At 70.7% G+C, this 13,074-nt stretch carries 11 protein-coding genes; 3 read left to right on the forward strand and 8 right to left on the reverse strand.

Annotation, left to right across the window (positions count from 1 at the left end; genetic code table 11):
* Window positions 1-761 precede the first annotated feature (761 nt).
* Window positions 762-1,784 carry a LuxR C-terminal-related transcriptional regulator gene (locus AB0E96_RS29800; RefSeq protein ID WP_359828855.1) on the reverse strand — a complete coding sequence of 341 codons (1,023 nt, stop codon included), beginning with the start codon at window positions 1,782-1,784 and terminating at the stop codon, window positions 762-764.
* 299 nt (window positions 1,785-2,083) lie between these two features.
* On the opposite strand from AB0E96_RS29800, the gene AB0E96_RS29805 reads away from it, so the two are divergent.
* On the forward strand, window positions 2,084-2,875 hold the full coding sequence (locus AB0E96_RS29805) for an alpha/beta fold hydrolase (RefSeq protein ID WP_359828857.1): 792 nt from the start codon (window positions 2,084-2,086) through the stop codon (window positions 2,873-2,875).
* Here the strand turns inward: AB0E96_RS29805 and murI are convergent.
* The 4 genes from murI to AB0E96_RS29825 form a co-directional block, all read right to left on the reverse strand.
* On the reverse strand, window positions 2,784-3,641 hold the full coding sequence (gene murI / locus AB0E96_RS29810) for a glutamate racemase (protein ID WP_359828858.1): 858 nt from the start codon (window positions 3,639-3,641) through the stop codon (window positions 2,784-2,786). The two genes, AB0E96_RS29805 and murI, sit on opposite strands and share 92 nt — an antisense overlap.
* A 112-nt stretch (window positions 3,642-3,753) precedes the next feature.
* Window positions 3,754-4,731, reverse strand: a complete 978-nt coding sequence (locus tag AB0E96_RS29815; RefSeq protein ID WP_359828860.1) for a TauD/TfdA family dioxygenase — start codon at window positions 4,729-4,731, stop codon at window positions 3,754-3,756.
* Between the two features lie 331 nt (window positions 4,732-5,062).
* Window positions 5,063-6,295 carry an ATP-grasp domain-containing protein gene (locus tag AB0E96_RS29820; protein ID WP_359828861.1) on the reverse strand — a complete coding sequence of 411 codons (1,233 nt, stop codon included), beginning with the start codon at window positions 6,293-6,295 and terminating at the stop codon, window positions 5,063-5,065.
* Window positions 6,296-6,419: 124 nt separating this feature from the next.
* Window positions 6,420-7,697: an MFS transporter gene (locus AB0E96_RS29825; protein ID WP_359828863.1), complete on the reverse strand. Its 1,278-nt coding sequence runs from the start codon at window positions 7,695-7,697 to the stop codon at window positions 6,420-6,422.
* A gap of 379 nt (window positions 7,698-8,076) precedes the next feature.
* On the opposite strand from AB0E96_RS29825, the gene AB0E96_RS29830 reads away from it, so the two are divergent.
* Both AB0E96_RS29830 and AB0E96_RS29835 read left to right on the forward strand, forming a co-directional pair.
* Window positions 8,077-9,138, forward strand: a complete 1,062-nt coding sequence (locus AB0E96_RS29830; RefSeq protein WP_359828865.1) for a threonine/serine dehydratase — start codon at window positions 8,077-8,079, stop codon at window positions 9,136-9,138.
* Between the two features lie 21 nt (window positions 9,139-9,159).
* Complete coding sequence (locus AB0E96_RS29835; RefSeq protein ID WP_359828867.1) at window positions 9,160-10,449, forward strand: hypothetical protein; 1,290 nt, start codon at window positions 9,160-9,162, stop codon at window positions 10,447-10,449.
* Window positions 10,450-10,638: 189 nt separating this feature from the next.
* Here AB0E96_RS29835 and AB0E96_RS29840 read toward each other — a convergent pair whose 3' ends face one another.
* The 3 genes from AB0E96_RS29840 to AB0E96_RS29850 form a co-directional block, all read right to left on the reverse strand.
* The gene (locus AB0E96_RS29840) at window positions 10,639-11,181 is read right to left on the reverse strand and encodes a hypothetical protein (RefSeq protein WP_359828869.1); all 543 of its coding nucleotides are present in this window, start codon (window positions 11,179-11,181) and stop codon (window positions 10,639-10,641) included.
* Complete coding sequence (locus tag AB0E96_RS29845; RefSeq protein ID WP_359828871.1) at window positions 11,175-11,537, reverse strand: hypothetical protein; 363 nt, start codon at window positions 11,535-11,537, stop codon at window positions 11,175-11,177. The genes AB0E96_RS29840 and AB0E96_RS29845 overlap by 7 nt, the downstream gene beginning before the upstream one ends.
* A gap of 231 nt (window positions 11,538-11,768) precedes the next feature.
* On the reverse strand, window positions 11,769-12,926 hold the full coding sequence (locus AB0E96_RS29850; RefSeq protein ID WP_359828873.1) for an IS701 family transposase: 1,158 nt from the start codon (window positions 12,924-12,926) through the stop codon (window positions 11,769-11,771).
* Window positions 12,927-13,074: the final 148 nt, after the last annotated feature.

The raw sequence follows: 13,074 nt of genomic DNA on the forward strand, positions 1-13,074 counted from the left end.
GGCCCCGAAATTGACTACCCGCAGTGACCGATATCGAATCGTGACCAATGGTTTTTCGACACCCGATAAAGCAATTCGGCCACCTTTTCGGGTAGTTGGGCGGCTGTCCTCGAATCTGTCAAGACGTCAGGCGATTTCGTGACCTCGCGCTGGAGGCGTCGCTTGGGACCTTTTGGACGCCTCCGTGAGCTCGGAGCAGGCCAGTCTGTGGCTCGCGACCGTCTACAGACGGTGACCATTGCCTAGACGGCGCGAGGGGGGATCGACCCGACGACCACAAGCATGGAGTCCGCGGAGCGCCGGCGGGTGAGTTCCGGTGCAGCAGGGCCAGCCTATGGGCAGGGAAAGGTACCGCACCGGGGTGGTGCGGAGCGACTCCGGGCTCCGCGACTTTCGGCGGTCGCGGGCCCCGGCTGCGATGCTGCCGCACCAGGACGGTGCGAAGCGACCAGCTCCCCCAGATCCTCACACTGCGACCAGTACAGCCTGCGACGGTGCCGCAATGGGACGGTGTGGAGCTACCGTGGTGATCGCCAGGGACGCGGCGTAGGAGGCGACCCTGCAATGCTGCCACACCACGGTGGTGCGGAGCTACGACGTCGGGGAGTCCGGATCGAGGCCGAGTGCCCCACGGGCCGCTTCCCTGCACCGAGAAGGTCGCACGCACTGTCGAACCGCACGGGGCGGTGGCGGTGAAGCCGTTCACCCGTACTCCGGCGGAATGGAACGGCGTGCTCGACCAGACGGAGCGGGGCGAGCCCTCAGTCCTCGTCCCCGCTCTCCAGCAGGCCTTTCTTCCGTAGCAGGTAGCCCAGTTGGAGGCGGCTGGTGGCCCCGAGCTCCCGCATGACCTCTGAGACGTGCCGCTGGCATGTGCGCACCGAGATTCCCAGCGCCCGGGCCGTGGCTCGGTCGTCGGCACCGTCGACGAGGTGCTGCAGGATGGAGCGCTGGGTCTGGTTGGTCAGGCCCTGGATGAAGGCCTTCTCCCGGGGCTTCCCGATGGGTTCCCCCGCCGACCAGAAGCGGTCGAACACCTCCACCGCGAACGCTACGAGGTCCTCGTTGCGCACGATCAGGGCGCCGCCGGACACCTCCCGCAGTGGTACCAGGAACGCCTTTCGGTCGAAGACCAGGAACCAGGCCAGGCTCCCGGTCACCGCCCTGACCTCCGCGCCCAGTCCGGTGACCTCCTCGGCGTAGGCCACCGTAGGGGGGTGGAAGCGGGCCGCGTGTTGGTAGAGGGTGCGTAACCGCACCCCGCGCCGGAGTAACTCGACCTCCCAGTCGCGGGATCCGGGCAGCTCGGCGGCCGGGCGGGGCCCTCCGGGCAGCGCGGCCAGGACCTCGTTGCGACTCTCGCCCGCGTACCGCTCCACCGTGCGGAGAACCTTGTCAGCCGATTCGGTCCGTTCGAACTGAGGCCCCTGGAAGTCCCGTTGCCGGGCGGCGTAGATGAGATCGAGCTCGGCGAGTTGTTCCCGGGCGACCATCAGGTCCGACTGGGCGCCCTGCACGCGTTCCTCCCAGCCTGCGAGGATCCGGTCGGAGACGTGGGCCGGGTCGACGGCGGCGAGCCGGCCGGCCGCCAGACGGCGGACCAGGCCCGCCTTGACGAGTCGCTCCACCGTGGACGCGTGCGCCGCCTGGTTCTCCTCGGCGGGCAGGTCCTCCGGGCGCAGCGGCCCGTCGTGAACGATGCGCCGGTACGAAGCCAGCTCCGTTAGCGTCAGCTGTACCGGCCGGAGACCGGGCCGGGTGCGCTCCCCGTGCAGGGAATTCATCCCCCACCTTCCGTCGAGTCGAAGACAGGGGCGGGAGGACACGGTGGAGTGAAGGAGGGTGGAGCGGAACGGGCCGCACCGATCCGACAGGGCCCGCCCCCTGGGGCGGGGGCGCGGCACGTGCAACACTCGCCCGTCATCGGCCGGTCGCCGTCCTCCTCCGGCCGGCGTGCTCCGGCCCCTTCGTCAACAGCCCTGTCACCAACCCCCGTACGTCCCGTCAGTATACTGATAGGGCACGAGTGAAGTGTGACATTTCCATGTTGACTAAAGGTCAACTCCGTTCCTGAAGGGTCGTCATGGGCGTTGTACGCAAGACCGTTCACTCGATCGATGGCGAGCAGCTGAGCATCTACACGGTGACCCCGGGGCCCGATGCCGGAGCCTCCGCCGACCGCCCCGGCGTCGTCATCCTGCACGGTGCGGGCACCGGCAGCAAGGAACGCAATCTGCCGCTTGCCGAGGACTTCGCCGCGCTCGGGCACCCGGCCGTCGCCCTGGATTTCTCCGGCCACGGGGAGAGCAGTGGCGCACTGTGCGACCTCAGCCTCCGCCGCCGCCGGGACCAGGCCGCGGCCGTGGTCGAGGAGGTCCTCGGCGCTGACCGGCCGCTTGCCCTGGTCGGCTTCAGCATGAGCGGCCAGACCCTCGCCGACCTGGTCGCGCTGTACGGCGGCCGGGTAGCGGCGCTCGCCGCCTGCGCTCCCGGCATCTACGGGGCGGAGGCCTGGGACGTGCCGTTCGGCCCGGGGTTCACCGAGCTGATCCGCCGGCCCGAGAGCTGGCGGACCAGCGCCGCGCCCAGCGCCTTCGCCCGGTTCGATGGCCGGGCTTTGCTGGTGCTCCCGGAGCACGACGCTGTCATTCCGCCCGGTGTCACCAACCTGGTCCGCACGTCGCTGGCTACGCGGGCCGACTTCGCCGAACTGCGCCTTGCCGGGGCCAGCCACCAGCTTGGGGTCTGGCTGGCAGGGCACCCGGAGGACCGGCAACGCCTCGTCAGCGCACTGCTGCGGACACCTCCGTCAGTACCGGGCCGAGGAAGCGCCGTCCGATCCGCTGGAACTGGCGAGGGTCCCCGGTCGTCATGAAGACGTGCCGCGGCACGGATCGAGCACGGGCGAGGCCCAACTTCCTGAGCTGCCAGGCGACATCCTTGGCCGACTCCTCCGCGCTGGAGATCAGGGACACCCCCTCGCCCATCTCGTTCGCGATCACCTCCGCCAGCAGCGGGTAGTGGGTGCACCCGAGGATGAGGGTGTCGACCCCGGCCGTCTTCGGGCCCGCCAGGTACTCCCGGGCGGCGGCCGCCAGGTCCGGGCCCGCGACGACCCCGCGCTCCACGAAGTCGACGAACCGGGGGCAGGATTGCACCGTCAGCCGGACGTGCGGCGCGGCCGCGAAGGCGTCCTCGTAGGACATGGACGTCTTCGTGGCCGCGGTGCAGATCACCCCGACCCGCCCGCTCCGTGTCACGACCGCAGCCTCCCGCACCGTCGGGTAGATCACCTCGATGACCGGGACGTCGTAGCGCTCGCGGGCGTCGCGCAGCATCGCCGAACTGGCCGAGTTACAGGCGATGACCAGCATCTTGACGTTCAGGGCGACCAGTCGGTCGAGGCACTCCAACGCGTACGAACGCACCTCCGCGATGCTCCGCGGACCGTAGGGGGAGCGGGCGCTGTCCGCCAGGTAGACGACCGACTCCCACGGCAGCCGGTCGAGGATGGCCCGGGCCACGGTCAGCCCGCCGAACCCGGAGTCGAAGATGCCGATCGGGGCGTCCGGACCCGGCCCGACCCCAGGGCCGGACGCCCCGCCGAACCGAGCGGCCGACACCTGCTCGAAGTCGATCACCGCTGCTCCTCCTCCCGAGGTCCGACGTCCCGCCGGCTGCCGTGTCAGCGGGCCGCCCCGCCCCGTGGGTCCCGTCGGCCCGACCTGGCCGACGGGACCCACGGCAGGTCGTTCAGGCCGCGATGGCGCGGCTCATGGCGTCCGCGCGCAGCGCGCTGGACTTGCGAAGGTCGCTGGTCACGCAGAGCCGCGACAGCCAGCGCGAGCGGCCTGCGGGCAGCGGCGTGTAGGCGTCCCGGGCGTGCGCGCAACGGTAGTTGTCGACGTAGACGAACTCGCCGCCCCGCAGAACCAGGGTCTCCTTGTTTCGCTGGAGGAAGCCGTGGAGCTTCTCCATGGCGCTCCGCTCGACCCCGGTCAGCTCGTCGAGCCGCAGGGCTGCGAAGTTCACCCGGAAGTACGGGTTCTCGCGGTTGCCGAAGAAGACGGACTGCTGTTCCTCGTTGATCACACCCGACGTCTCGTGGATCGGGTTGTGGCCGATCCGGAACCGCGGTTCCCAGAGCACCTCCCACTCCTCCGGGGTCAGCGTGTCGATGCCCTCGATGCTCGACAGGGTCGTCCCCGCACCCTCGTCGTTCCGCAGGCAGACCAGACCGAGGAAGTCGGGTCGGGTCGGGTGGAAGGCGTCCTCGATGTGGAAGCCGAAGTCGTGGTTGGAACCGGAGCTGGAGTTAGCGACGTTGGCCAGGCCCGGGATCGGGATGATCGAGTTGAAGAGGCTGCCCGCACGCTGCGAGACGTACCCGATAGGCTCTCCGAGCAGGCTTCCGTAGAGCCCGTGCAGCACCTGGCTCTCGTTGATCTCGTAGCCGGGCTCGGTCTCCACGTAGCGGGTCGGCGTGGGGCTGAGGGCCTCCTGCGGGGCCGGGGAGCCCATCACGTGGAGAGCGACCTCGCGCTCGTTGCGCTTGAAGGCATAGAACGTCTCCCGGACGCGGCGGGGCAGTTCGTGTGCGATGACGTGTGCCTGTTCGAGGAAGTAGTACTGATCGAGAATCCGGGGATCGAGCAGGACATTGTCGAGCAGCTTCCGGACCTGCAGCGCCTCGGAGCCGGTCAGCTCGAGTCGCAGAACCGAAGTCGGCATGGTTCTCCCTCTCGGGTCGGGAATGGTCGGAGACGATGGTGGGCGGTGGATTCCCGCCGCCTCGGCCCATCGGAATGTTCGGTGGCCCCCGCGTGGTCGCCGGGGGCCGGGGTCGTGACCGGTGCCTTCCGGTGCTTCCGGCGCCGGAGGATGCGGGGCTCGGGCCGGGCCGGGGAAGAGGCCGGTGGCGTGGGGCCGGAGCCCGGCTGTATCCGCGACGGGGGCGACCGCTTTCAGCGTTCCACATTCCGTCGGCCCCCGACAGGATGATCGGGCGTCACAATCGCGACTGACGCAATCCGGAAACGGGGCACCCGCCCCGGCGTCGGGATCAGGCACCCGATACCGTCGGCGGATCCATCGCGATCGTCAAGGCCGCGACGGAGTCCCGCAGGCGCGCAGTCAAAGCCTCGTGGGAGGGCTCGACGGCGATGATGTGGCCGAGCCTCGTCATGAATCCCCGGGGCGGCAGCGCCATGTCCTGCCCGGGGGACGCGTGCCAGACCAGTTCGTGCCACAGCTCCTCGGCACCCGGCCGGTGCCCGAGGGCGCGGACCCGCCCGTCCCGTGACGGGTAGACCATGCGGACGCCGGCGAACAGTTCGCGCTCGGGGCGCACCTCGACGCGCCCCCCGGTCAGCGCTGCCACCGCGAGTGCCACCTGGTCCACCCCGGTGGCCAGCCGGGTCGCGTACGGGATCTTCTCGCCCCCCAGCCGGGCCGCCGTCTCGATCATACGGGGCCCCCGGGTTGTGATCCGCAGTTCCGAGTGCGTGGCCCCGTAGGTGATCCCCAGAGCGTCATGGGCCGCCACCACAACCCGCTCGATTTCCGGGTAACCCGGGTACGTTGACGGCTTCCGGCAGATGTGGCCGAGTTCCTCGAAGTAGGGGGCGAACCCTACCTCCTTCTCGGTCAGCCCGCAGATATGGACCCGACCGTCCTGGACGACGGACTCCACACTGAGCTCCGGGCCCTCCAGGTACTCCTCCACCAAGACTCCGGGGACGCTGTCGATCCGGCTGATCCGGGCGCCGACCGCCACGTGGAACAGCTCCCGGAGCCGCTCCTCGTCGTCGACCCGGACAACCCCGTAACTTCCCCCGAGGTTGCGGGGCTTGAGGACGACCGGGTAGCCGACGAGCGCGGCGGCTTCGGCCGCGCCGTCCGCCGTCATGGTGAGGACACTCCGGGCCGACGGGACACCGGCCTCCCGAAACGCCTCCCGCATCAGCCGCTTGTCCCGGCTCCTGGCCGCCGCCTCCCGTGATAGCCCGGGCAGGCCCAGCGCCTCCGCCACCTCGGCCGCGAGCTCGACGTGCGCCTCGTCGTACGTCAGGACCCCGTCGAAGGGCTCCGTGGCGTGTATCTTCTCCGCCAGTTCCACCACCCCGGTCCGGTCCCGCAGGTCCGCTTCGTACGTGACGTCGACGAGCGGGACGGCCCACGGCTGCCGGGGCGCGGACTGCACCACGGTCACCCGGACCCCCGTCGAACGGAGGCCCTCCAGGATGTACCGGCGGTACACCTCAGTGCCCACGCTGATCACCAACAGATGCGTCATGACGCCCTCTTTCCGCTGTTGACTCGTTGACTTGACGGCTCGACAGGGCCACGTGGACCACCTCGTCGCGCCGATGCATCGATGCGTCGGCGCACCCGGCCCCGGCACGGGCCGGCCGCGCCGGTCACGCGGTGTCCGGCGCCTCCGCCCGCGCACCGCCCGGGGCGTGGTCACGCAGCCCGGCGAACCAGGCGAACGCCGCCGTGACCGTGGCGAGCAGGCCGAACCCGACGAACACCGGCCGCGGGTCGGAGTGGTTCAGCCCCGCCAGGAACCCGGCCGCCATCGCTCCGAGCGGGCTCGCGGCGAGCGCGGCCATTCGGGCGGTGGCGGTCACCCGGCCGAGGATCTCCCGCGGCACCAACTCCTGCCGCACGCTGCGAATCACCACGACGGCCAGCACCGCGGAACCGCTGACCAGGAGGTTGAGCGCGGCCAGCGGGGCGAGGCCGTCGGCCAGACCCATCAGGGCCAGGGCCACCCCCAGGCAGACCGCGCTCAGGGCCACCACACCCAGCCGGCGCCCGGGTGTGGCCAGCCGGGCTGCGCCCGCCGCACCCAGAACGCCGCCCAGGCCACCCAGGCCGACCACCACGCCCAGCGCCGAATCCCCGAAACCGAGGTGGTTCCGTACATAGAACGGGGTCAGTGTCTCCACGGCGATGAACAGGTTGGCGGTGGCCTGGAGGATGGTCAGCAGCAGGATCAGCCGGGCGTCTCGCAGGAAGCGCAGGCCGTCGGCCATGTCCGCGCGGAGCTTGCGGAGCGCGCCCCGCGTCGTGGCCCCGGCCCCGGCGGGCGTCCCGCCGAACCGTCCGATGGCGAAGATCGTGACGAGCGACAGCAGGTAGGTGGCCGCGTTGCCGAAGAGCGCCGTGTTCAGCCCAAAGAAGGCGCTGAGCACGCCGAACAGGCCGGGGCCCACCACGAGCGAGGCCTGGTTCGTCGCCTCCAGCCAGGAGTTGGTGCGCACCAGCCGCCGGCCCTGGGCCAGGTCGCGGACCGCTACCGTCAGCGCCGTCTCGAAGAAGACCCCGGCTCCCGAGGCCAGGAACGCCAGTACCAGGACCATCCAGACCTGCAGGCCCCCCGTGTGCGCGAGCAGAGCCAGTGTCAGGAACGCCGAGAATCGGACGCCATCCGCCACCAGCATGGTCGCCCGGGGGTCGAGCCGGTCGACCAGCGCGCCCGCGAACAGGCCCACGAGGAGGTAGCCGACGGTCCGCGGCGCGGCGGCCAGGGCCGCGGCGAATGGGTCCCCGCTCAGTTCGAGGACGACGAGGGGCACGGCGAGGAACGCCAGTCCGTCGCCCAGGAGCGAGAACACCTGCCCGCCGAGGAAGACCGCGAACTGCGACGCCGACGGCTGCCCCCGCCCAACGGTCGGTCTCTTCCCGGACATCACGGGTTCACTCCCCTCCATCATGCTTCTCACCCCGCCCGCACCACGTGTTGGACCGACACAGACTGTGACGGTCCATCTCATTGTGCAGACGGAGGGAGCGGACCGGCGGGCCGGACACCGGTGGACTTGCGCCAGGCGCAAAGACGACGGTGCCTGCCTGTGGCGCTGCCCCGTGGAGCCCGTGCTGACGGCAGCGGTCTCCTGTTTACGACTGTCGTGATCACGACGGCCGGGCTGTGCTGCCAGGGCCGGAGCCGGTCTGCGAGAGTCGGTCCGCGGGGACCGCCCGCCGTAGCTTCGGTCGGCACCGGCCCGCCACACCCGCCCGTCGCCGAACGGTCGTCCCGTGAAACCGTCGTCTCCGCGAAGGACTCCAGTGAACACGTTCGCGCCGCCGCCCCGCCCGACGGACTCACGGCCCCCGAGGCTTTTGAGCCTGGAGGACGTCGAAGCGGCCCGTCGTGCCCTCCGCGGCAGGGTACTGCGCACACCGCTGTTGTCCGCCCCGGTCCCCGGCCGTCCTCTGTGGCTCAAGGCGGAGAACCTCCAGCTCACCGGGTCGTTCAAGATCAGGGGCGCCCACCACCGGCTGGCGAACACCGATCGGACGGAGCTGGCGCGCGGCGTGGTGGCCCATTCCAGCGGGAACCACGCGCAGGCGGTGGCCCACGCGGCCGGGCGCCTCGGCATCCCGGCGATGATCGTGATGCCCGACACCGCGCCCCGGCTCAAGATCGAGGCCACCCGGGCGCTGGGCGCGGAGGTGGTCACCGCCCCCGCGGACGCCTACCGGCGGATCGCCGAGGAGGTGGCCGCCGACCGGGGCACGACGGTCGTGTCTCCCTTCGATGATCTGCTGGTGATGGCAGGTCAGGGCACCGTCGGTCTGGAGATCGCGGAGGACCTCCTGGCCTGTCAGCCGGGGTCGGCCGGGGAGCCGACCCTGCTGGTGCCGGTGGGCAGCGGCGGTCTGATCGCGGGGGTGGCGGTCGCGGCGAAGTCCGCGATCCCCGGCTGCCGGATCGTCGGGGTGGAGCCGGAGCTGGCGGCGGACGCGGCGGAGAGCCTGCGGCGCGGACGGCGGACCGGCTGGACGGCGGCCCGCACCGGGCGAACGATGGCCGACGGCCTGCGCACCCCAGTGCTGGGCGAGCTCACCTGGGAGCACATCCGGCGGTACGTCGACGCGGTTCTCACCGTGACCGAGGACGAGATCCGCACGGCCGTGGCGTTCCTCGCCGGCCGGGCCCGTCTGGTGGCCGAGCCGTCTGGCGCGGTGGCGACGGCGGCGTTTCTGCACCACTCCGACCGACTGCCGGGCACCGGACCGTGCGTCGCCGTCGTCAGCGGGGGCAACGTGCACCCGACCGACCTCGGTGCTCTGCTGACGGAGCCCGTTCCACCGGCGCCTGGACCGGCGTCCGACTTCCCCTGTTGATCGCGACCGAAGGCGGCGCCCATGTCGACCGTGCCCCTGCCCCGGCTACTCCTGTTCGACGTGCCGACGGGCCCCCGGCCCGCCTGGTACCTCCCCCGGCTGTGTTCGGCCTACGAGCTGCACGTCCTCTGGGTCCCGGGCCCCGACCCCGAGTCGAACCGTGCCCGCGCCGCCCTGTTCGACGAGTGGTGCACCCATGCGACGATCCCGGGGCAGGACGCGGCCGCCGACGAACTGACGGACTTCGCGAAGGCCTGGCAACCCGCCGGCATCCTCGGCTTCGGTGAGATGTCACTCGAACCGGTGCACACCGCGGCCGCCCGCCTCGGGTTGCCGGCCAACGCGCCCAGGTCGCTAGCGGCCATCCGCAACAAGCACGAGCAGCGGCGGCTCCTGGCCGAGGCGGGCATCCCCACCCCCCGCTTCGCGTCCGTCCGTGACCTCGACGAACTTCGCTCCGCCGCCCGGAGGGTGGGTCTGCCCGCAGTCCTCAAGCCCAAGGCCGGCGTCGGAAGCCTGGCGACCTTCCGGGTGGACGGCACGACTGACCTGGCCGTGCTCTGGTCCGCCGCCTGCGCCGGTTACGCCGCCGACCCGCGCGGCGGCCCCGTCCCGGACTTCGTCCTGGAGGAGTTCCTGGTCGGCGTCGGTCCGCACGGCGACCCCCGTTACGGCACCTATGCGAGCGTCGAGTCACTCGTCCGGCGCGGCACCCTGCGGCACCTGGCCGTCACTGACAAGTTCCCGCTCTCCCCGGGGTTCCGGGAGAACGGCGGCATCATGCCCTCGGTGCTGCCCGACGCCGCCCTCGCCCCGTTGCTGGACTGTGCGTCCCGGGCGATCGACGCCCTGGGCATCACCGACTCGGGCGTCCACACCGAGATCATGTTCACCCGGGACGGCCCCCGAGTCATCGAGGTCAACAGCCGCATCGGCGGCGGGGTTACCGAGATGCTCCACCACTGTTGTTCCTTCGACTCGGTGCTGGCCTGCGCTGCCATCGCCACCGGCGGAGAGCTTCCCGACGTCCCGCCGCCGGTCCGCAGCACGGCCTTCCTCCTGCCCCAGGCCCCGCACTACGACACCGTTCTCACCGCCGCACCGACTGTTGAGGCCCTCCTCGCGGTTCCCGGCGTCGTGGAGGCGGAGCTGCCCTACGCCGTCGGCGACCGCCCCCGCTGGCGCCAGGGAACGCCTGGCGGAACCGTGGCTCGCATTGTCGCAGTCGCCGACTCCGCACCTCCCTTGCTCGGTCTCTTCGCCGACCTCCAGCCCGGTGGCCTCTTCACCTACTGTGCGGCCCGGCCGTAGGGCCGGCGGCAGTGGTGGGTGGAGCGGCCCGGCCGCCCGCCGCTGGTTGCCGTAGGGCCGGCCGGGGTCAGGCAGTAGGCGGGAGGGGGAAGCGGACGGCGGTGAGCCGTTCGAAGAGGTCCCAGAGGCAGTCGTCGATGTGAGTGGGTGGGGTGGTGTCAGCGGGGTGGACCGCAAGACGGTCAGGAATTACCTGAGGCCGGCGGAGGCGGCCGGGATCACCCTGGGCGGGCCGCCGCAGGTGACCTGGACGCGGTCCTCTTCGTCGAGGTGACTCCAAGCCATGCTCCTGGCGAGGACGTGGAACCACTTGGACCGGGCGGCGTCGCGGAATCTACGCGCACCCAGGCCGAGGGTGGGCGCGCCGCGCACCAGATCGGAGAACCCGGTGCCGTCCATCAGCCGGACGATCCAGTCGTTGATCGCGTGCACCGCGAGGCCGAGGTCGTCAGGGCGGGGGTTGGGCCGGGCCAGGAAGTAGACCGAGCCGATGGCGGCCTCCTTGCTGTCAACGGCGAGGATGTTGTGCCCGCGCTCCACCGCGAGCAGCGGCGCCACCAAGATCTCGGCGTCCGTGGCGGCGAGCGTCTCGACGTCACCGCGGCGCAGTACTGGGGCGTGGTGCTCGCCGTCCAGTGCACGGCCGGCGGCATCCGGGTTGTCGTCGGACACCAGCCGCCGGACTTTGCCGCGCCAACGCTCGTTGAGTGTGTGCAGCGTGTCCGTCACCATGCGGCCTCGTCATAACTGCCGACCAGGAGCAGGATGTGCCGACGGGGTTCCGGTAGTCGATGCAGTTCCCGAAGGAGGCGCCCCTGGCCTCGGTCGTTGCGGCCGAGCTCGGTGTCCATCCGGCGCAGCACGTCTTCGCGCCGGTCGATCGGTACTCCGGAAAGCCGCAGGGCCTCGCTCGGGCTGTCGCAGGTGCACCGCGTCGGGCAGGCGCAGGCCTCTCGAACGAACTCGAAGCGGAACTCGCTCTGGTCGGCGATCCGTTCCGGTTCCGCAGGGTCGGGTTCGATCAGTGTGCCGATCGGTACCGGAACATGGTAGCGGCTGGACTTGTCGGCCCAGCTGCTGCCGGACATCAGCAGGACGTTGGTCCCCGGCAAGCCGTCCACCCTAGTACTGCAACGGTGTTTACCGTGACGAGGCTTCAGCTCTTGGGCTGTGGCCTCGTCGCTTGTAGTGGCTGATCCGGGCCTGGTGTTGGCGTTGGCGACGCCATCGGGACCAGTGCAGGGCGTGGTCGACGCTGTGGCGGACTGGCCGGGTGATGTGGGTGATCAGCCGGCGGATTTCGGGGACGGTCAGTGGGATCAGGTCTGGCGTTCGAGCGGGTCCGTCCCCTTGTCGAGCTGCCCGGCCTGCAGGACGGTGAGGTAGGCGTGGACGGCCACCGCGAGGGTGATGTGCCGGTACCAGCCCTGGTAGCGGCGGACCTGGTAGTCGTCCAGGCCGCACTGGCCCTTCGCGCTCTGGAAGCACTCCTCGATCGCCCAGCGGGCGCCCGCGACGGCGACCAGTTCGTCGAGGGTGGCGTCGGCGGGCCCGTAGGCAATGTAGTAGGCAATCTTCGCGGGGTCAGCGATGCTTCGACGGGCCAGGACCCAGTGCCGGCGGTCCGGGCGGTGCCAGGGTCGGACCTCGACACGCGCCCAGTCGTAGATCCGCAGGCCGTGGGCGCCCTCGCCGCACGAGCGACGCTTCCACCTCTGACGGGACAGCCCCGCCACCAGGTCGTGCAGCGGATGGTCCAGGGCTCGCCGCGTGACGACCGTGTCGTGGCGGATGGTGGCCACGACGTGGAAGACGTCGGCCTGCTCCAACTCGTAGCGCCAGCCCTTGCTGTAGCCGTAGCCCGCGTCCGCGGTCACCCAGCGGAACGGGATTCCGTCGTCGATCGCTCGGCGGACCATCGCACTCGCGAGCTGGACCTTGGTGGCGAACTCGACCTCGTCCCCGATTCCGGCGGCCCGGCAGCGCTCACGGTCGTCCGTCCAGGACTTCGGAAGGTAGAGGGCCCGGTCGATCAAGGTCCGGCCCCGCTCGCTCGAGTACGCGAGGAAGACGCCGACCTGACAGTTCTCGGTGCGGCCGGCGGTGCCGGAGTACTGTCGCTGGACCCCGGCCGAGCGCACGCCCTTCTTCAGGAACCCGGTGTCGTCCACGATCAACACGCCGCCCGGTTCGGCCAGGTGCTCGACGACGTACTCGCGCACGTCGTCGAGCACCCCGTCCGCGTCCCAGCCGATCCGGTTCAGCAGCCGCTGGATCCGGTCCGGACCGCCATGGCCGGCCTCCTCGGCCACCGTCCAGCCGTTCTTGCGCTCCAGCGGCGCCAACAGCCCCCGCATATACGCCAGAGCCGACTCCCTCGGCTCACTGCGCGCGAACCGGTGAAGGAACCGTTCGTGCAGCTCGGACAGACCCTCTGCCCAGCGACGCGCATCCGACTGAGATATGTCCCCACTCATGACCTGAACAACGAGCAACCTGAACAGCCGTCATGGTAAGCGTCGTTGCAGTACTAAGGGCTGTCCCGTAATTGATCTTTGAGCGGTCGAGGCACGGTCGGTCGGCCAGCAGTCCGCGGGCTCATGCAGCCTGGAGCAGGTTGTGCAG

Origin of the sequence: Kitasatospora sp. NPDC036755 (genome assembly GCF_040636595.1) — a bacterium.
Taxonomy (GTDB): Bacteria; Actinomycetota; Actinomycetes; order Streptomycetales; family Streptomycetaceae; genus Kitasatospora.